The sequence below is a fragment of the Mesorhizobium sp. CNPSo 4661 genome (genome assembly GCF_057784215.1).
Genome location: NZ_JBWGIO010000002.1, coordinates 437,312 through 455,140, shown reverse-complemented (window position 1 = coordinate 455,140; position 17,829 = coordinate 437,312). Strand labels below are relative to the sequence as shown.

Below are 17,829 nucleotides of genomic sequence, written 5' to 3'. Positions count from 1 at the left end.
TCTCCTGGAATGCTCCGCGCGCTGGCGGAGCGGGCGCCGTGGGTTAGCGTTGCGTGAGCCTGCCGGCGTTCCGGGCTGAAAGCCCTTGGCCGCTGTTCAGGCGGCAAGTCCGGCGCATGAAGAATGCTGGCAGGCTGGTTCGTGCCCGATATGGGTATTTTCGCCGCCGACGGCAATCGAAAAACCTGATCAGGCCTTGTTTCTCTTGGCAAGGGCCTCGTCAACGATGGCCATCGCCGCCAGAAACGCGGCTTCTATAGCCATTTCGCTGGTATCAAGCAAGTGCGCGTCAGCTGCCGGCTTCAAGGGCGAGTCGGCGCGGCCCATGTCGCGCTCGTCGCGGCGCTCGATATCGGCAAGGATCGTCGCGAAATCGGCGCTGCCGCCCATGCTCTCGATCTCGGCCAGCCGGCGTTGCGCCCGCACCGCCGCGCTTGCCGTGACATAGAGCTTGATGTCGGCATCGGGGCACACGACCGTGCCGATGTCGCGGCCATCGAGCACGGCGCCCGGCGGCGCCTTGGCGAAGGCCCGCTGCTTCTCCACCAGGATACGCCGCACAGTGGGAATGACCGCGACCTTGGAGGCCGCCTCGCCCACCGCATGCGCCGACAGCACCGTGCGGTCGAGGGTCGACAGGTTCACCTGCCGCGCTGCGGTTTCGGCCGCCGAGACATTGTCGAGCGGCAGGCCGAGCTCCAGCAGCTTGTGCGCCACCGCGCGATAGGTGAGGCCGGTGTCGAGAAGGTTCAGCCGGTAATGGTCGGCGAGCCGGCGGGCCAGGGTGCCTTTGCCCGCACCGGCAGGGCCGTCGATGGCGATCGTGAAGGTGTGGGTCATTGGCTGGTCGGCCTGAACAGAGGGCGCAAGGAACAAGACGAGCGCCGTGATCCTTCGCGCTGTCCCGCCAGCGTCTCAGTTTGGCTTCGACCCATCGCCCCTACTCGATCTCCGCGCCCAGCCCCGTCATCAATCCCATGAACTCCGGAAAGCTTGTCGTGATCATGTTGGCGTCGTCGATGGTCACCGGCTTCTCCGTCGCCAGCCCCATCACCAGGAAACTCATGGCGATGCGGTGGTCGAGATGCGTCTTCACCACCGTATCCTGACCGTTCGGATGGGCACCCAGACCCTTGCCACCCGGCTTGCCGCGCACGGCGAGCGAAGCCTCGCCCTCGGTGCAATCGACGCCGTTGAGCTTCAGCCCATTGGCCACCGCTGAGAGCCGGTCGGATTCCTTGACGCGCAATTCCTCCAGCCCCTGCATCAGCGTCTCGCCCTCGGCGAAGCTCGCCGCCACCGCCAGCACCGGATATTCGTCGATCATCGACGGCGCGCGCTCGGGCGGCACCACCACGCCTTTCAGTTCCGACGAGCGCACGCGCAGGTCCGCCACGTCCTCGCCGCCGGCATTGCGCGGGTTGAGGATGTCGATGCGCCCGCCCATTTCCTGCAGCGTCAGGAGCAGCCCGGTGCGGGTCGGGTTCATCAGCACATTCTCGATCAAGATGTCCGAGCCCGGCACGATCAGCGCCGCCACCAGCGGGAAGCCGGCCGAGGAAGGATCGCCCGGCACGGCGATCGTCTGCCCGGTGAGCTTGCCCTGGCCTTCGATGAAGATATGGCGCACGCCGCGCTCGTCGGTCTCGACGGTCAAATTGGCGCCAAAACCTTTCAGCATCTTTTCGGTATGGTCGCGCGTCATCACCGGTTCGATCACCGTGGTGATGCCCGGCGTGTTGAGGCCGGCAAGCAGCACCGCCGACTTCACTTGGGCCGACGCCATCGGCACGCGATAGGTGATCGGCGCGGCATGCTTCGGGCCGCGCAGCGTGATCGGCATGCGGTCGCCAGGTGCTGCCTTCAGCACCTGCACGCCCATCTGGCGCAGCGGGTCGAGCACGCGGCCCATCGGCCGGCCGGAAAGCGAGGCATCGCCGATGAAGGTCGTCTCCATGTCGTAGGTGCCGACCAGGCCCATGGTGAGGCGCGAGCCGGTGCCGGCATTGCCGAAGTCGAGCGGACCTTGGGGCTGCAGCAACGCGCCGTTGCCGGTGCCGCGGATCACCCATTCGGCGCCGTTCTTTTCGATATGCGCGCCCATCGCCTTCATGGCGGCGCCCGTGCGCATCACGTCCTCGCCCTCGAGCAGGCCGGTGATGCGGGTTTCGCCGGAGGCAAGGCCGCCGAACATGAAGGAGCGGTGCGAGATCGATTTGTCGCCCGGCACGCGCGCGGTGCCGGCAAGGGCAGGTGATTTGCGGGCCGTGGCTGGCTTAGCGGCGGCGGAGTGAGACATCCTTGTCTTCCAAATGAAATGCCGGCTGGCCGGCTCGGTTCGTCATGGTGCGGCGGTCTCGTATCACGGTGCGTTGCAATGGTCATCCCCTTGTGCGAGGCCTTCGAATACGAGCATTTTACAATGCCGGCTTTTGGCTTTGACAGCGCTCAAAACTGCGGTTATGGGGTCCACTCTTTTATTGACGAGGCCTGCTGTGGCAAAAGCTGAACTTGGCACCAAGCGTGTCGACCCCGAAACGGGTCGGAAATTCTACGATCTCAACAAGGATCCGATCGTCTCGCCCTATACCGGCAAGAGCTATCCGCGCTCCTATTTCGACGAGGGCAAGATTTCCGCCCTCGAGGAGGATGAGGAAGTCGCCGAGAAGGAAGTAGACGCCGAGGAAGAGGACGGTGCCGAAGTCGTCTCGCTCGAGGAGGCCGACGACGAGGCCAAGGGCGGCGGCGACGATCTTCCCGATCTTGGCGATGATGAAGAAGATGTCGATCTCGGCGACGATGAGGACGACACCTTCCTTGCCGACGAAGAAGAAGAGGACGACGACGTCGCCGATATGATCGGCGTCGGCGACGACGATGACGAAGTCTGATTTCGTTTGCCGGCCATTTTGGCCTGTGACGAAAAAGCGGCCTTTGAAGGCTTGATCTTGACCGAAGGCGGCGCTAGAAGCCGCCAGCACTAAACGACGGCGCGGTTCCCAACCGCGCCGGATCTCTTCGCCGGAAACGGCGCCGGCCGACTGCCGGGAGTGGGGCCATAGCTCAGTTGGGAGAGCGCTTGAATGGCATTCAAGAGGTCGTCGGTTCGATTCCGATTGGCTCCACCAAACAGTCCTCTACGTTAATAAAATCAAATACTTAGAAGGGTCGGAAATGACCCCCTGATCCTTACTTCTGACGCCTTTGGGAGAGTAGGCCGGCTCCTGTGCCCTATGGGCCGGGAAGTTGCGGTTCTGTTCCCACCGCGCAACGTCCGCCGCTTGTAGGCGTTGTATCGATTGGAGGAGCCATGGCCACCCTAGTGCCGGCTCGTTGTTGACCAATCGGAGGCGCTTAGATGTCGAAATTCACAGAAGCCCTTGAACGGGGCAAGCAAGCGGACGGTCGTCAAAGCGCCCCTGCGAAAGAGCAAGTTGCTCCAGTGGACTTTGGCGCACAGGCCAGGGCTTGGCTAAACGACGTTGCGGTTGCTGCGCTGGAGGCGGCGAAGGCCGAGGTAGCAGAAGACGTAACGGTCGACGTAGACACAGAGCCGCTCCGCCAAGACGAAGCGTTAGCGCCAACCGTGCGGTTTCAAATTTACCGGAACGGAGAGGTGCAGGCCCCCGCCGGTAGGACGTTCACTATCAGCGTTGCGGTAAGTGGAGAGGTCTCGGTGTCTGCGCCAGGTGTGGTGGCGGAAAGCGTGGGGAACATAGCTGACATGTCGGATGAAAGGTTCCGCAGCTTCATTGCGAAGCAGATCGAGGCCGCCGCTAAGGGAAGCTAGGTACGCCAAAGGGTTTCCCGTTCGTGGGGCTTGGGAGTTGTTGGAAGCCTCATAGGCTCTCTTTCGTGTCAGGTAGTGCGGCATGATCCGTCATGACATCGCAGCCGATCTGGAAAGCGCAGCCAATCGCCCACGTTTCCCGGGCGACCTTCAGGTGATGGGCCAAATCCTTGTCGTACGCGCGACCGCGCTAATTTGAGACCGGGCCCTTCGGCGTCTTGGGCCTTCCGAGATCGCAAGGCAATTCGGTTAACAACCGCTGTTGTCCTTGTGGCCATCAGGCATAATTGTGGCGCAAAGTTTCGCCTCGGCCAACAAGGTTGCGTCTGCGTTCATCCCGCCGGTAAGGTCGGCTTTATTGAGGTTGGCGCCCTTGAATTTCACAAATTCGAGGTGGGCCTCGCGAAGATTGGCGCCTGTCAGGTTCGCTCCCGTGAGGTCCGCGCCGTGCAGCGAGGCATTCGACAGATTTGCGTTGGACAGGTCGGCATCGGAAAAGAGTGCGTTTGTCAGGACAACTCCGGACAGATCGGCACCTGTCAGCCTTGCGCCCTTGAAATTCACAAAGCCAAGGTTCGCTCCCTTCAAATGGGTGTCCGTCAGGTTTGCATTCGTCAGGATTGCTCCCGGCAGATAAACATTCTCCAACAGTGCCTCGGACAAATCGCAGTCTGGGCACGATTTGTTGGTCTTGAGCAAAGCGATGGAGTTTTGATCGAAGGCATGTGCATCCAACAGGCACATTTCGAGAAGGGCCAAAGCCCCACCGGATTTTGCAAGCCACGAGGACATCATTTTATCCCTCTTTCAGCGGGGAGACGGCGTCAATAAATGCGGAGATGCTAATATGTTGACACCTTGTGCTCTATTACGAGCGTTGTCCATGGCAGTCGAAGCCGTTCTTGGTAATGCCGTCAGCGTCCTTGATGACTTGGGTCCGGTAGCCGTCGAACTTGACCTCATGGCCCCATTCACCACCCTTCGGCGGCTGTTCGACAAGCTCGGGCTCCATAGGGCGGATGAACGACGGCCGAACGGGGCTGGCGTCTTGGTGATCGGAGACAAAACAGCACCGTGGATGGGGAGAACGGCGCTGTCGCGGGCGCTTGGGGCGGACCGCGATAGTCTCGAAATCCGGTGGGTTTGGCTGCGACGACCTGCTCGCCTGATTGTTCGCTTGGGGTACGAACGATAGCGCCCGAGGAAATCCCTATGCCGGCAGCGGCAACTAGGCTAAAGGGCTTCCTGTCAGAGGGATGCTTATGAGAATTCCGGTTCTGGATGGGAAACTGGCGCGGGGATGGGTTCGATCCGGATTGCTTGCGCGACCAAACAATCTCTTGCCGATGCTTTGCATCGCGGCCGCTCTTGTTGCCTGCCAATCCACTCCGGACACACAGCCTGTTGCTAACTCGCAACCTGTTGCCGACCCGCAACCAGCTCCGGCCGCCATTGCTGCTCAAGCTCCGGCTTTGTCGAATTCGGCGGCGTTGGATCAAACGGTCGCGGTTGTTCCGCCCGGCAAGGGCGTACCGGCCAACTACGCCGCGTTCTCCGGCATATGGGCCGGGCAGCTCAACGGCATGTATGACGGCAAGCTGGCGGTCCTGACCGTGTCCTCGGGCGGGCAGGTGACGGCCAGCTACGCATGGGGCAACCTGGCCGACAACAAGCCAGGCGTCGCCGACGGCTCCGGCAGGATTTCCGGCAACACGTTGAAACTCGGGCGCCTGCCGAACGGCGCCGACATCACCGCCACGATGCCGTCGCCAGGAACGCTCAACGTTACCTATGCGTTGGCGGGGCAGACCTATACAGGCTCGTTCGCCCGGGTCAGCCAGTAAGCAAGCTTGGCTGTTAAGATCGAAGCGGGTCCCGCGTGATCCGCACGCACATCGGCGTTCCGACCTCGATGGCACGGCCGGTGTCGGTCAGCCGGCCGCTCGCCTCGTCGCGGGCGAAGATCGAGATGCGGTCGGCGTTCTGGTTGGCCGAAAACAGATGCCTGCCCGATGGCGTCACCGACAGGAAGGTCGGGTTGTCGACCTCGTCGGTCTCGGCAAGCTTTTGCACGTCAAGCGTCGCCTCGCCGAAAGCGTAGACGCCGAGGCCGACGCCCCGCGCGCCCTGGAAATAGGGCGCCTCGCGGTTGAGGCTGCCGACAAAGACAAGACAGGCGCTTTGCATCGATCTTCCTCCTAAGCAGGTTCCGCAAAAGTGTCCCACGGGTTTGCGAAGAGAACCTGCGAAAAACAACAATCCCTGAGCAGGCATTTGTGGGCTTGTCCGCGACTGCCTGCTCAGGGCCGGCGGCCCCTCCGCCTGCGCCGGCCGTCAAAAATTTCGCCGATCGTCGCTTGCAAGGTAATCCCATATGTGAAAATATTATTCACAAAAGAAAATTGACGGGAGGAAAGCGATCATGCATCTCGCCATCCGGCATCCTGGCCGGGACCGCTTGGCAGGCCGCGCGGGAACGTCTCGGAGCGAGGCATGAGCGCATTCTCGCCGACTGTCGGTGTCGCCTCGACGCACCCCGTCGACATGCCCGAGGCGCATGCCGACATCCCTGTCTGGAATTCGGAAAACTGGTTCTACGAGGACTGGCAGGTCGGCCACAAAATCCGCTCGCTCCGCCGCACCATCGCCGAGGGCGAAAGCCATATGTTCAATGCGCTGGTGCTGGATATCCATCCTTACGTGCAGGACCAGATGTTCGCCGGGAAGGAAGGCATCTTCGGCAGGCGGCTGGTGGCCGGCGCCTTCGTGTTCTCGGCCGGGCTCGGGCTGGTCGCCACCAATTGCATCAACGCCTTTTCCTATGGTTACGACAAGCTGCGCTTCATCAAGCCGGTCTTCATCGGCGACACCATCTACTCGATCCGCACCAACCTCGACAAAAAGCCGCGCTACCAGGACATGGGCCTGATCCGCGCCAGCTATGAAGTCTTCAAGGGTGAAGGAGAGCTGGTGCTCTACTGCGAGCATCTGCAGACGGTGAAATACAAGAACCCGGCCGATTTCGTCGGCAAGACAGAGAAGTGAACCGTGGCCGCTGAAAACGAACTTCCGCTGACCGGCCTCGTCGTCGTCGACATGAGCCAGTTCCTGTCGGGTCCCTATTGTTCGCTGCGCCTGCTCGATCTCGGCGCTCGCGTCATCAAGATCGAGCGGCCCGACGGCGGCGACCTGTCGCGCCGGCTCTATCTCAGCGACACCGAGATCGGCGGCGATTCGACAATTTTCCACGCCATCAACCGCGGAAAGGAGAGCCTGGCCGTCGACCTCAAGAACGAGGCCGACCTCGCCATGCTGTGCGCGCTGATCGCCAAGGCCGACGTGCTCATCCAGAACTTCAGGCCGGGTGTGATCGAGCGGCTCGGCCTCGACTATGAGCATGTGAGAACGATCAACCCCCGGCTCGTCTATGCCTCGATCAGCGGCTATGGCGAGGACGGTCCCTGGGTCAAGCGCCCGGGGCAGGATCTGCTCGCCCAGGCTCGTTCCGGCGTGATGTGGCTGAATGGCGACGAAGGGCAGGGGCCGGTGCCGTTCGGCCTGGCCATCGCCGACATGCTGGCGGGCGCGGCGTGCGCCCAAGGCATCCTCGCCAAGCTGGTGCGGCGCGGCATCACCGGTCAGGGCGGTCACGTCGAGACCAGCCTGCTCGAGGCGCTGGTCGATTTCCAGTTCGAGGTGCTGACCACGCATCTCAATGACGGTCGCCGCCTGCCGAAGCGCTCGTCCTTCCGCAGCGCGCATGCCTATCTCTCGGCGCCTTACGGCGTCTATCCGGCCAAGGACGGCTATCTGGCTATTGCCATGACGCCGATCCCGAAGATCGCCGACCTGCTCGAATTGCCCGAGCTCGACCCGTTCCGCGACAAGCCCGCAACCTGGTTCACCGCCCGCGACGAAATCAAGGCGATCATAGCCAGGCGTATAGCCGGGAAAACCATCGACGAATGGCTGGCCATTCTCGAACCCGCCGATGTCTGGTGCGCCAAGGTGCTGACCTGGCCGGAACTGATGCAAAGCGACGGTTTCAAGACGCTCGACATGCTGCAGACCGTGACGCGCGAGGACAACGTCTCGATCCTCACCACCCGCACGCCGCTGCGCGTCGACGGCGCGCGCGCCAGGGTGGATCGCGCTGCCCCCCGCATCGGCGAGCACAGCGACAGGATCCGCGCGGAGTTCGGCCTGTGATCCGGTTGAAAGGCATGACCTGGAGCCATCCGCGCGGCTATGACCCGATGGTGGCGTGCTCGGCGCTGTGGAAGGAAAAGACCGGCATCTCGATCGACTGGGAAAAACGCTCGCTGCAGGATTTCGAGTCCTTCCCGGTGGAAGAGCTCGCCCGCGCCTATGATCTGATCGTCATCGACCATCCGCATGTCGGCCAGATCACCGCCGAAAAATGTCTGGCGCCGCTCGATGTGCCGGGACGCGAGGGGGACCGCGAAGCGCTCGCGCGGGCAAGCGTCGGCCGGTCCTATCCGAGCTACACCTGGCAGGGTCGGCAATGGGCTTTCCCGATCGATGCCGCGACCCAGGTGCAGGCCTGGCGGCCCGATCTGATCGAAGCCGCGCCGGCGATCTGGACCGAAGTGTTGGCGCTTGCCGAGCAGGGCCGGATGCTCTTGCCGCTCCGGCCACCGCATTCGCTGATGTGCTTCTACACGTTGGTCGCCGATCTCGGCCGGCCGTGCATAGTCGACGGTTCGGCCGACCTTGTCGACGGCGAGGCCGGAGAAACCGCCTTCGAGATGCTGCGCGAGATCGCAGCGCTGGTCGATCCCGCATGCCTGACCATGGACCCGATCGCGGTGTTCGAAAGGATGGCGGAAGCCAATTCCCGCATCGCCTGCGCGCCGCTGATCTACGGCTATGTTCCCTATGCGGTGGCGGGTTTCCGGCCGCACCGCCTAGCCTTTGCCGACATGCCTGTCGCCGGCGGCACCAGCCCGGTCGGCTCGGCGCTCGGCGGCACCGGCATTGCCGTCTCCGCCTTTTCCGCCGCGCGCGAGGCGGCAATCGACTTCGCCTATTGGATCGCCAGCGGCGACGTGCAGCGCGGGCCTTACGCCGCCGCTGGCGGCCAGCCCGGTCATGCCGCGGCCTGGGAGGACGATGCCGTCAACGCCGCGACGGGCGACTTCTATCGCGACACACGCGCGACGCTCGAAGGCGCCTGGGTCCGCCCGCGCCACGACGGCTACATGGCGTTCCAGCAGCGGGCTTCGGACCGCATCAATGAAGGCCTTGCCGGCAGGCAGGACGCAAGGAGCGTCGTCGCCGACATCAACCGCCTGTTCAGGGAAAGTTTTGCGCCGGCCGCCGCCGGTTAATCCAGCCGCCACAAGCGGCGCGCATTGCCCGAGAGCAGGCGGGTCCGCTCTGAATCGCTTGCCCCGGCCAACAGCGCATGGGTAGCAGCAACCCATGTGGTCAGCCCACCGCCCAACGTGCAAACCGGCCAGTCGCTGCCCCAGATCACCCGGTCCCAGCCGAAACACTGGATCGCGTGCTCGACATAGGGCTTGAGCGTCTCGACCGTCCAGGTCGCCGGGTCGGTATAGGCGACAACGCCGGAGATTTTACCGACGACATTCGGACGCTTGGCGATGGCTTCCATATGCTCACGCCACGGATGCTCCGCATTGCCCTTGATGTCGGGCACGCCGCAATGGTCGAGGACGAACTGGACGTCGGGCGCGAGGTCGGCCAGCGCCATCGCCTTCGGGATCTGATGCGGCAGCACCACGAGGTCGAAGGTCAGGCCGGTGCCGGCAAGCCGCTTGATGTTCTGGCGAAACAGTGCCCCTTCCGACAGATCGTCGGGCACGACATGCAGCACGCGGCGGAAACCCTTGACGAAGGGCTCGGCCTTGACCGATTCCAGATAGGACTCGAAACCGGCCTCCTCGGGCCGGCACGAGGCGATGGCGCCTCTAAGCAGGCTGCCTGCCCGACCGGCGACCGACTTCACGTAAGCCGTCTCGGCGGCGATGTCGGCGGGGTCGACATCGACCTCCATATGCAACACCGCTTCGATGCCTGAGCGCCGCGCGTCGGCGGCATATTCCTCATAGAAGAAATCGCGGTTCAGCGCCGGCGCGCCGGCCAGCCACGGATAGCGAAGCGCGCTCTGGTCGATGAGGTGCAGATGCGTGTCGATGATCATGGCGGCGTCTCCTCCCGTTGCGCCAAGCACTATCTCGCCTAAAAATCCATTATTCAAATAAGAAATTACTGCGATTGCGGCACATCCGAACCGGCGAGCTGCGAGAGCCTCGCAGCGGCGTCCTGCAAATGACGAATCGTCAGCGTGATATCGGGCGCCGTGGGCGCGTTGACGAGGGTGATATAGGGGATGGTCAACGCCGCGATGGCTCTGCCGTCCGGCCCCAGCACCGGCGTCGAAAGATTGTAGACGCCGGCGGTCTGCAGCGAAGCCATCATCTCGTAACCGCGGTCGCGCACCTGGTCGAGGCGGGCGAAGAACTCCGGCGTCAGGGCGAACTGTTCGGTGCTCTGCAGATGCTCGGCGATCATCATCTTGCGCTCTTCGGGCGAGCGGAAGGCGAGCAGCACATGGCCGGATCCGGTGTCGAACAGGCTGATATGCGAGCCGACGCGGATCGAGATGCCCCAGTAACGCGGCGCTTCCTGCTGCGCGATAACCACGGCGGCGCCGCGGTCGAACACCACCAACTGGTTGGCTTGCCATGATGTTTCGGCCAGTTCTCGCATGATCGGCGTCGCGTAGGACACCAGCCGGCGCACCGGCGCGTGCAGTTGCGCGAGGCCGAAAAGCTTGAGCGTCAGCGAATAGCGGTCGCCGTCGATCTTGGTGACATAGCCGCGCCGCACCAGGCGGTCGAGCATCCGGTAGAATTCGTTCGGGCTGCGGTCGAGCCGCTTGGCGATCTCCGCCTGCGTCAGCCCGCCATCCACGCTCGACAGCAGTTCGAGGATATCCAGCCCCTTGTCGAGCGCCGGCGCGCGGTAGCGGTCCCCATCTTCTTCCTCTGCCACCTGCCCCTCCAGTGAATTTCGATCTGCATATATGCATGAACTTCATTCCGCTCAAAGCATAATCGGCTTGACCCGGGAATGAAAATGCTATTTGCATATGAATGAAGCTTGAGCGATCGGCTGCGCATCCGGCGGGCCGTCGCCGCAGGCTGTTGGGAGGAGAACATGACGAGACTGGTTCTAGGCATTTCCGCCGGCCTGGCTGGCCTGCTGCTGAGCGGCACGGCGTTTGCGGCCGATCTGCCCGGCAAATATCCGGGCGTGACGATCGACGCCAAGCTGATTGGCGGCCAGCAATATGAGAAACTCTACGAGCGCATTCCCGAGTGGGAGAAGCTGACCGGCGCCAAGGTCAACATCCTGTCGAAGAAGAACCACTTCGATCTCGACAAGGAGATCAAGTCGGACATCGCCTCCAACTCGATCACCTGGTGCGTCGGCTCCAACCACACCTCGTTCGCGCCGCAATATCCCGGCATCTACACCGATCTCGCCAAGCTGTTGCCGAAGGAAGAGATCGATGCCTTCGTCCCGGCCAACGTCGCCGCCGGCACGCTGGACGGCAAGCTGGTGATGCTGCCGCGCGCCCAGTTCGACGTCTCGGCGCTCTACTACCAGAAGAGCCTTTATAAGGACGAAGCCAAGAAGAAGGCCTACAAGGACAAATATGGCGAGGAGCTGGCGCCGCCGGACACGTTCGACGAGATGGCGCAGCAGGCCGAATTCTTCGCCAGCCCGCCCGATTTCTACGGCACGCAATATGCCGGCAAGGAAGAGGCGATCAACGGCCGCTTCTACGAGATGGTGATCGCCGACGGCGGCGAATATCTCGACAAGGATGGCAAGCCCGCCTTCAACTCCGAGGCCGGCGTCAAGGCGCTCGACTGGTTCGTCAACCTCTACAAGGCCAAGGCCGTGCCGGCCGGCACCACCAATTATCTGTGGGACGATCTCGGCCAGGGCTTCGCTTCGGGCACGGTGGCGATCAACCTCGACTGGCCGGGCTGGGCCGGCTTCTTCAACGACCCGAAGTCGTCCAAGGTCGCCGGCAATGTCGGGGTCAAGGTCCAGCCCAAGGGTTCGTCCGGCAAGCGTTCCGGCTGGTCCGGCGCGCATGGCTTCTCGGTGACTGAGAACTGCGCCAACAAGGAAGCTGCCGCCTCCCTGGTATGGTGGCTGACCAATGAGGACAGCCAGAAGCTGGAAGCCGCGGCCGGCCCGCTGCCCACCCGCACCAAGGTTTGGGAGTGGGACCTCGAGCAGGCGAAGTCCGATCCGTACAAGACCGAAGTGCTGCAGGCCTTCCAGGAAGCCGCCAAGAACGCCTTCCCTGTGCCGCAGACGCCGGAATGGATCGAGATATCCAACGCCGTCTATCCTGAACTGCAGGCCGCCATCCTCGGCGACAAGACGTCGAAGCAGGCGCTCGATGAGGCTGCCGCCAAGGCAACGCAGATCCTCCAGGACGCCGGCAAGCTCTAAGCTTCCACCCCCCGCGGCCGCCTCCCCGCAAACCGGGGAGGCGGCCGCTCAAGCCTGCGCAAAATGTCATTCCCCGGTTTCGGCCGCGGCTTGGTCATCTCACTTCGCTCACAGGGTTCCGATGAAGGGCTTCAAGCCATCCGCGCCGATACTGCTTCTGCTGCCGGCCTTCGTCGTGTTGGCGGCGGTGGTGCTCGTGCCGCTGCTTTTGTCGCTCTATTCCAGCTTCACGCCATTTCGCCTGACCAGGCCCGAAACCTTCTTCGTGCTGATCGGCTTCAGGAACTACGTCTCGATCCTGAGCAACCCGGACTTCTGGTACGCTTTCGGCCGGACGGTGCTTTTGCTCACCGTCGCGCTCAACCTCGAAATGCTGCTCGGCCTCGGCCTGGCGATGCTGGTCGAGAAGGCGACGCGCGGCCAGCGCATCCTGCGCACGCTGATGATGTTTCCGATGATGTTCTCGCCGATCCTGGTCGGTTTCCAGTTCAAGTTCATGTTCAACGACAATATCGGCCTGGTGAACAATGCGCTGCAGTCGTTGGGCATCACGCAGGACGCCATCCCGTGGCTGATTGAAAGTCATCTCGCCTTCATCGCCATCTCGATCGCCGAGATCTGGTCGTCGACCTCGATCTTCGCCATCCTGATCCTGGCCGGGCTGCTCGCCATGCCCAAGGAGCCGATCGAGGCCGCGCGCGTTGATGGCTGCACGCCATGGCAGACCTTCCGCTATGTGACCTGGCCGTTCGTCATGCCCTTTGCCTACATCGCCATGACGATCCGCTCGCTCGACGTGGCGCGCGCCTATGACATCGTCAAGATCATGACTGATGGCGGCCCGGCCGGCCGCACCGAGCTGTTGTGGACGCTGATCGGGCGGACTGCCTATAGCGACGCGCGCATGGGTCTCGCCAACGCCATGGCCTATTTCTCGATCCTGCTCTCGATCGCCTTCACCGTCTACTTCTACAACAAGCTCGCCGCGGCGCGTGCGCAGATCGGCGCGGAGTGGTGAGAATGGACGAGAACGCCTCCGCCCGCATCACGCGCCGCGCGCTGACCGTCGCGCACCGCGTCGGCCTGTTCCTCGCCATGCTCCTGATCTGCCTGCCGGGCATCTGGATCGTGCTGTCGTCGCTGAGGCCCACGGTCGAGATCATGGCCAAGCCGCCGGTGTGGATCCCGCAAGAACTGTCCTTCGACGCCTACATCGCCATGTTCAGCGGCATCGGCAAGGGCGGCATTCCTGTGCTCGACTATTTCCGCAACTCGCTGATCATCTCGGTCTCCTCGACGGTGATCGCGCTGGCCATCGGCATGGCCGGCGGCTACGCCTTCGCGCGCTACCGCTTCCGCGGCAAGTCCGGCATGTTCCTCGGCCTGATGCTGACGCGCACCGTGCCCGGCATCGCCATGTCGCTGCCGCTGTTCTTCGTCTATGCGCGGCTCGGCATCATCGACACGCATTTCGGCATGATCCTCGCCTATGTGGCGTTGAACATCCCTTTCACCATCTGGCTGATCGACGGTTTCTTCCGCCAGGTGCCGAAGGACCTCGCCGAGGCCGCGCAGATCGACGGCTGCACGCGCTGGCAGGCCTTCTGGCAGGTCGAATTCCCGCTGGCCCGGCCCGGCATCGCCTCCGCCGGCATCTTTGCCTTTCTCACCTGCTGGAACGAGTTCGCCTTGGCCTCGCAGCTGACCCGCTCCGTCAATTCCAAGACGCTGCCCGTCGGACTGCTCGACTACACGGCCGAGTTCACCATCGACTGGCGCGGCATGTGCGCGCTGGCCGTGGTGATGATCATCCCGGCGCTGACCCTCACCTACATTGTCCAGAAACACCTTGTCGGCGGTCTCACCTCCGGCGCGGTGAAAGGTTGACTTCATGGCAACGGTTTCGCTGAAAAAGCTCACCAAGCGCTACGGCAACACCCAAATCGTGCATGGCATCGATCTCGAGATCGCCGACCGCGAATTCATCGCGCTGGTCGGTCCCTCCGGCTGCGGCAAGTCGACGACCTTGCGCATGATCGCCGGTCTCGAGGATATCAGCGGCGGCGAGATCGACATTGGCGGGCGCATGGTCAACGACCTGCCGCCGCGCTCGCGCAACATCTCCATGGTGTTCCAGTCCTACGCGCTCTACCCGCATATGACGGTGCGCGAGAATCTCGGCTTCTCGCTCAAGATCGCCGGCGCGGCAAAGGACGACATGGACCGGCGCGTGGCGGAAGCCTCCGCCATCCTCGGTCTCGACGAACTGCTTGAGCGTCGTCCCTCGCAGCTCTCCGGCGGCCAGCGCCAGCGCGTCGCCATGGGCCGCGCCATCGTGCGCGATCCCGATGTCTTCCTGTTCGACGAGCCGCTGTCCAATCTCGACGCCAAGCTGCGCACGCAGATGCGCACCGAGATCAAGAAGCTGCACGCCAAGGTGAAGTCGACGGTCATCTACGTCACCCACGACCAGGTCGAGGCGATGACGCTCGCCGACCGTATCGTCATCATGCGCTCAGGCTATATCGAACAGGTCGGCACGCCGGACGAGGTGTTCAGCCGGCCGGCAACCCGCTTCGTCGCAGGCTTCATCGGCTCGCCGCCGATGAACCTGCACGAGGCGACGGTGAGCGACGGCAAACTTGTCTTCAACGGCGGCGACAGCCTGCCTTTGCCTGGACAGTTCAAGTCGAGGACATCGGTCGGCGACAAGGTCGTGTTCGGCATCCGCCCCGATGATTTCTATCCGACCGGCCACGGCCTGAGCTCCGGCGGCGAGACCGAAGTCCACCGCGTCGAGCTGCCGGTCAGCATCACCGAGCCGCTCGGCAACGAGACGCTGGTCTTCGCCGAGTTCAACGGCACCGACTGGGTGTCGCGCATGCTTAATCCGAAGCCGCTGAAGGCCGGCGACAGGATCGGCATGAGCTTCGACTTGAGCCGCGCGCATCTGTTCTCCGCCGAAACCGGCAAGTCGCTGAGGAGCTGAGCATGGCAAAAATCGAGAAAATCGAACTGCGCATGGTCGACCTCGTGCCGAAGGTGAAGCGCACGGACGCCATCCAAAGCTTCGTCAGCCAGGAAACGCCGATCGTCACCATCACCGATTCCGACGGCGCGTCGGGCACCGGCTATAGTTATACGATCGGCACCGGCGGCTCGTCCGTGATGCGGCTTCTGGCCGATCATCTGGCGCCCCGCCTGATCGGCCGCGACGCCGACCAGATCGAGGCGATCTGGCATGATCTCGAATTCGCCACCCACGCCACCACCATCGGCGCCATGACGGCGATCGCGCTGGCCGCGATCGACACGGCGCTTTGGGATCTGCGCGCCAGGAAGCAGAACCTGCCGCTCTGGAAACTCGCCGGCGGCGCCAAGGACCGCTGCCCGCTCTACACCACCGAAGGCGGCTGGCTGCATATCGAGACGCAGGCGCTGGTTGACGACGCGCTTGCCGCGAAGGCCAAGGGCTTCACCGGCTCGAAGGTCAAGATCGGCAAGCCGCACGGTTCCGAGGACGTCGCCAGGCTGTCGGCGGTGCGCAACGCGGTCGGCGACGGCTACGAGATCATGACCGACTGCAACCAGGGCTTTTCCGTCGACGAGGCGATCCGCCGCGCCGAGCGGCTGCGCGAGCTCGACCTCGCCTGGATCGAGGAGCCGCTGCCGGCCGATGACATCGACGGCCATGTCCGCCTGTCGAATTCGACTGCCACGCCGATCGCGGTCGGCGAGTCGCTCTATTCCATCAGGCATTTCCGCGAGTATATGCAAAAGGGCGGCTGCAACATTGTCCAGGTCGATGTCGGCCGCATCGGCGGCATCACGCCCTGGCTGAAAGTCGCCCATGCGGCGGAGGCCTTCGACATGCCGGTCTGCCCGCATTTCCTGATGGAACTGCATGTCAGCCTCACCTGCGCTATCCAGAACGGCAAATATGTTGAATACATCCCGCAACTCGACGAGTTGACGGGCGCCAAGATGCGCATCGAGAATGGCAATGCGCTGGCGCCCAGCGAACCCGGCATCGGCATCGACTGGGACTGGGATGCCGTGAAGGCAAGAAGCATCGCCGAATTCACCACGGCGATCGTGAAATAGGGAGGCGGATATGCAGCGCATGGGAATGGTGCTGGGCTTAAAGCCCGAGAAGGTCGAGGAATATGTCCGCCTTCACGCCGCTGTCTGGCCCGACGTTCTCGCCATGATCTCGGCCTGCAACATCAAGAACTATTCGATCTACCTGAAGCGGCCGGAGAACCTCCTGTTCTCCTATTTCGAATATCACGGCACCGACTACGCCGCCGACATGGCCAAGATGGCCGCCGACCCGAAGACCCAGGAATGGTGGTCGGTCTGCATGCCTTGCCAGGAGCCGCTGGAAACGCGCAAGGAAGGCGAGTGGTGGGCGACGATGGACGAGGTCTTCCATCATGACTGATGCCTTCGATCCGGCATCGTTGGCGCAGTCGTGGCCGAAACCCTCGAAGCCGCGCCCGATCGTGACTTTCGGCGCCGGCTCGATCGTCGGCGACGCGCATTTTCCCGCCTACCGCAAGGGCGGCTTCCCGATTTCCGGCCTCTACGATCCGGATCAGGCCAAGGCGCAAAAGCTTGCCGAGGCATGGGGCGTGACTGCGTTCCGTTCGGTTGAGGAAGCTGCGGCGGTGAAGGACGCGATTTTCGATCTCGCCACGCCGCCGGGCCGCCATGCCGAGGTGCTGAAGGCTCTACCGGATGGCGCGGTGGCGCTGATCCAGAAGCCCATGGGCAACTATCTCGGCGAGGCGACCGAGATCCTCGAAATCTGCCGCGCCAAGCAACTCAAGGCCGCAGTCAATTTCCAGCTCCGCTTCGCGCCGATGATGCTGGCGTTGAAGGACGCCATCGCCAAGGGCTGGCTGGGCGAGGTTGTCGATTTTGACGCGCTTCTGGCGCTCGACACGCCCTGGCAGCTCTGGGAATTCCTGCTCAAGGCGCCGCGCGTCGAGATCGCCATGCATTCGATCCATTATCTCGACCTGATCCGCCAGCTTCTCGGCAATCCGCAGGGCGTGCACGCCAGGACGCTCGGCCATCCCAACCACAAGGTCGCGCAGACCCGCACCAGCGCCATCCTCGACTATGGCGACACGGTGCGCTGCGGGCTGTCGATCAACCACGACCACAAATTCGGGCGCCGCTACCAGGCCTGCGAGTTCCGCATCTGCGGCACCGAGGGTGCTGCCTATGTCAAGCTCGGCCTCAACCTCGATTATCCGCGCGGCGAGCCCGACATCCTGGAGATCCATCCCAAGGGCGGGTCCGATTGGATCAGCGTTCCGCTCGCCGGCGAATGGTTCCCCGATGCCTTTGTCGGCCGCATGGCCAATGTCCAGCGCTTCGCGTCCGGTGAAGACGCCGAGCTCGTCAGCTCCGTCGAAGACGCCTGGCACACCATGGCGCTGGTCGAGGCCGCCTATAAATCGAGCGCGGCGCCGGCGACGCCGCTGGCGGCAAAGCCGTAAGGCAGG

Annotated in this window: 19 protein-coding genes and 1 tRNA gene; 14 read left to right on the top strand and 6 right to left on the bottom strand. The window is 63.3% G+C overall.

Annotated elements, in window-relative coordinates; genetic code table 11:
- Positions 1–189 precede the first annotated feature (189 nt).
- Both cmk and aroA read right to left on the bottom strand, forming a co-directional pair.
- Positions 190–840 (bottom strand): (d)CMP kinase, encoded by a 651-nt coding sequence (gene cmk / locus AC0YKC_RS04130; RefSeq protein WP_488510231.1) that lies wholly within the window; start codon positions 838–840, stop codon positions 190–192.
- 100 nt (positions 841–940) lie between these two features.
- Positions 941–2,299: a 3-phosphoshikimate 1-carboxyvinyltransferase gene (gene aroA / locus AC0YKC_RS04125; protein WP_488510230.1), complete on the bottom strand. Its 1,359-nt coding sequence runs from the start codon at positions 2,297–2,299 to the stop codon at positions 941–943.
- A gap of 196 nt (positions 2,300–2,495) precedes the next feature.
- Between aroA and AC0YKC_RS04120 the strand changes: the two genes are divergently transcribed.
- The 3 genes from AC0YKC_RS04120 (at position 2,496) to AC0YKC_RS04110 (ending at position 3,790) form a co-directional block, all read left to right on the top strand.
- The gene (locus tag AC0YKC_RS04120) at positions 2,496–2,891 is read left to right on the top strand and encodes a TIGR02300 family protein (protein WP_320294227.1); all 396 of its coding nucleotides are present in this window, start codon (positions 2,496–2,498) and stop codon (positions 2,889–2,891) included.
- Between the two features lie 161 nt (positions 2,892–3,052).
- Positions 3,053–3,128, top strand: a tRNA-Ala gene (locus tag AC0YKC_RS04115).
- A 230-nt stretch (positions 3,129–3,358) separates the two neighbouring features.
- Positions 3,359–3,790, top strand: a complete 432-nt coding sequence (locus AC0YKC_RS04110) for a hypothetical protein (protein WP_488510229.1) — start codon at positions 3,359–3,361, stop codon at positions 3,788–3,790.
- Positions 3,791–4,039: 249 nt separating this feature from the next.
- Here the strand turns inward: AC0YKC_RS04110 and AC0YKC_RS04105 are convergent, their stop codons facing one another.
- Complete coding sequence (locus AC0YKC_RS04105) at positions 4,040–4,582, bottom strand: pentapeptide repeat-containing protein (RefSeq protein WP_488510228.1); 543 nt, start codon at positions 4,580–4,582, stop codon at positions 4,040–4,042.
- A gap of 698 nt (positions 4,583–5,280) precedes the next feature.
- Between AC0YKC_RS04105 and AC0YKC_RS04100 the strand changes: the two genes are divergently transcribed.
- Positions 5,281–5,634: a hypothetical protein gene (locus AC0YKC_RS04100; protein WP_488510227.1), complete on the top strand. Its 354-nt coding sequence runs from the start codon at positions 5,281–5,283 to the stop codon at positions 5,632–5,634.
- 13 nt (positions 5,635–5,647) lie between these two features.
- Here the strand turns inward: AC0YKC_RS04100 and AC0YKC_RS04095 are convergent, their stop codons facing one another.
- Positions 5,648–5,977, bottom strand: a complete 330-nt coding sequence (locus AC0YKC_RS04095) for a beta-propeller fold lactonase family protein (RefSeq protein ID WP_488510226.1) — start codon at positions 5,975–5,977, stop codon at positions 5,648–5,650.
- Positions 5,978–6,283: 306 nt separating this feature from the next.
- Between AC0YKC_RS04095 and AC0YKC_RS04090 the strand changes: the two genes are divergently transcribed.
- From AC0YKC_RS04090 to AC0YKC_RS04080, 3 genes are read left to right on the top strand one after another with little or no spacing between them, the layout of a single operon-like run.
- Complete coding sequence (locus AC0YKC_RS04090) at positions 6,284–6,835, top strand: MaoC family dehydratase (protein WP_434724952.1); 552 nt, start codon at positions 6,284–6,286, stop codon at positions 6,833–6,835.
- Positions 6,836–6,838: 3 nt separating this feature from the next.
- The gene (locus tag AC0YKC_RS04085) at positions 6,839–7,999 is read left to right on the top strand and encodes a CaiB/BaiF CoA transferase family protein (RefSeq protein ID WP_488510225.1); all 1,161 of its coding nucleotides are present in this window, start codon (positions 6,839–6,841) and stop codon (positions 7,997–7,999) included.
- A gap of 14 nt (positions 8,000–8,013) precedes the next feature.
- Complete coding sequence (locus tag AC0YKC_RS04080; RefSeq protein WP_488510316.1) at positions 8,014–9,141, top strand: extracellular solute-binding protein; 1,128 nt, start codon at positions 8,014–8,016, stop codon at positions 9,139–9,141.
- On the opposite strand, the gene AC0YKC_RS04075 is transcribed toward AC0YKC_RS04080, so the two are convergent.
- Entirely contained in the window at positions 9,138–9,977 is an 840-nt protein-coding gene (locus AC0YKC_RS04075; RefSeq protein WP_488510224.1) for an amidohydrolase family protein, read from the bottom strand. The genes AC0YKC_RS04080 and AC0YKC_RS04075 overlap by 4 nt on opposite strands.
- A gap of 65 nt (positions 9,978–10,042) precedes the next feature.
- Complete coding sequence (locus AC0YKC_RS04070) at positions 10,043–10,831, bottom strand: IclR family transcriptional regulator (RefSeq protein WP_320294235.1); 789 nt, start codon at positions 10,829–10,831, stop codon at positions 10,043–10,045.
- 165 nt (positions 10,832–10,996) lie between these two features.
- On the opposite strand from AC0YKC_RS04070, the gene AC0YKC_RS04065 reads away from it, so the two are divergent.
- From AC0YKC_RS04065 to AC0YKC_RS04035, 7 genes are all read left to right on the top strand, one after another.
- Positions 10,997–12,313 carry an ABC transporter substrate-binding protein gene (locus tag AC0YKC_RS04065; RefSeq protein WP_320294236.1) on the top strand — a complete coding sequence of 439 codons (1,317 nt, stop codon included), beginning with the start codon at positions 10,997–10,999 and terminating at the stop codon, positions 12,311–12,313.
- A 121-nt stretch (positions 12,314–12,434) separates the two neighbouring features.
- Positions 12,435–13,331, top strand: coding sequence for a carbohydrate ABC transporter permease (locus tag AC0YKC_RS04060; protein WP_320294237.1), 897 nt, complete (start codon positions 12,435–12,437; stop codon positions 13,329–13,331).
- Between the two features lie 2 nt (positions 13,332–13,333).
- A complete protein-coding gene (locus tag AC0YKC_RS04055; protein ID WP_488510223.1) occupies positions 13,334–14,200 on the top strand; it encodes a carbohydrate ABC transporter permease in 867 nt (288 codons plus the stop codon).
- Between the two features lie 4 nt (positions 14,201–14,204).
- Positions 14,205–15,302, top strand: a complete 1,098-nt coding sequence (locus tag AC0YKC_RS04050) for an ABC transporter ATP-binding protein (RefSeq protein WP_320294239.1) — start codon at positions 14,205–14,207, stop codon at positions 15,300–15,302.
- Positions 15,303–15,304: 2 nt separating this feature from the next.
- Positions 15,305–16,417, top strand: a complete 1,113-nt coding sequence (locus AC0YKC_RS04045; protein ID WP_488510222.1) for a mandelate racemase/muconate lactonizing enzyme family protein — start codon at positions 15,305–15,307, stop codon at positions 16,415–16,417.
- 10 nt (positions 16,418–16,427) lie between these two features.
- A complete protein-coding gene (locus AC0YKC_RS04040) occupies positions 16,428–16,757 on the top strand; it encodes an L-rhamnose mutarotase (protein WP_127233704.1) in 330 nt (109 codons plus the stop codon).
- Entirely contained in the window at positions 16,750–17,823 is a 1,074-nt protein-coding gene (locus tag AC0YKC_RS04035; RefSeq protein ID WP_488510221.1) for a Gfo/Idh/MocA family protein, read from the top strand. The genes AC0YKC_RS04040 and AC0YKC_RS04035 overlap by 8 nt, the downstream gene beginning before the upstream one ends.
- The last annotated feature ends 6 nt before the right edge of the window (positions 17,824–17,829 follow it).

Bases quoted from the DNA above. Each gene is read 5' to 3' on its own strand.
- AC0YKC_RS04045 (WP_488510222.1), top strand. From the start codon at position 15,305: ATGGCAAAAATCGAGAAAATCGAACTGCGCATGGTCGACCTCGTGCCG.
- cmk (WP_488510231.1), bottom strand. From the start codon at position 840: ATGACCCACACCTTCACGATCGCCATCGACGGCCCTGCCGGTGCGGGC.
- AC0YKC_RS04035 (WP_488510221.1), top strand. From the start codon at position 16,750: ATGACTGATGCCTTCGATCCGGCATCGTTGGCGCAGTCGTGGCCGAAA.
- AC0YKC_RS04040 (WP_127233704.1), top strand. From the start codon at position 16,428: ATGCAGCGCATGGGAATGGTGCTGGGCTTAAAGCCCGAGAAGGTCGAG.
- AC0YKC_RS04110 (WP_488510229.1), top strand. From the start codon at position 3,359: ATGTCGAAATTCACAGAAGCCCTTGAACGGGGCAAGCAAGCGGACGGT.
- AC0YKC_RS04055 (WP_488510223.1), top strand. From the start codon at position 13,334: ATGGACGAGAACGCCTCCGCCCGCATCACGCGCCGCGCGCTGACCGTC.
- AC0YKC_RS04080 (WP_488510316.1), top strand. From the start codon at position 8,014: ATGACCTGGAGCCATCCGCGCGGCTATGACCCGATGGTGGCGTGCTCG.
- AC0YKC_RS04065 (WP_320294236.1), top strand. From the start codon at position 10,997: ATGACGAGACTGGTTCTAGGCATTTCCGCCGGCCTGGCTGGCCTGCTG.
- AC0YKC_RS04050 (WP_320294239.1), top strand. From the start codon at position 14,205: ATGGCAACGGTTTCGCTGAAAAAGCTCACCAAGCGCTACGGCAACACC.
- AC0YKC_RS04095 (WP_488510226.1), bottom strand. From the start codon at position 5,977: ATGCAAAGCGCCTGTCTTGTCTTTGTCGGCAGCCTCAACCGCGAGGCG.
- AC0YKC_RS04090 (WP_434724952.1), top strand. From the start codon at position 6,284: ATGAGCGCATTCTCGCCGACTGTCGGTGTCGCCTCGACGCACCCCGTC.
- AC0YKC_RS04075 (WP_488510224.1), bottom strand. From the start codon at position 9,977: ATGATCATCGACACGCATCTGCACCTCATCGACCAGAGCGCGCTTCGC.
- aroA (WP_488510230.1), bottom strand. From the start codon at position 2,299: ATGTCTCACTCCGCCGCCGCTAAGCCAGCCACGGCCCGCAAATCACCT.
- AC0YKC_RS04060 (WP_320294237.1), top strand. From the start codon at position 12,435: ATGAAGGGCTTCAAGCCATCCGCGCCGATACTGCTTCTGCTGCCGGCC.
- AC0YKC_RS04105 (WP_488510228.1), bottom strand. From the start codon at position 4,582: ATGTCCTCGTGGCTTGCAAAATCCGGTGGGGCTTTGGCCCTTCTCGAA.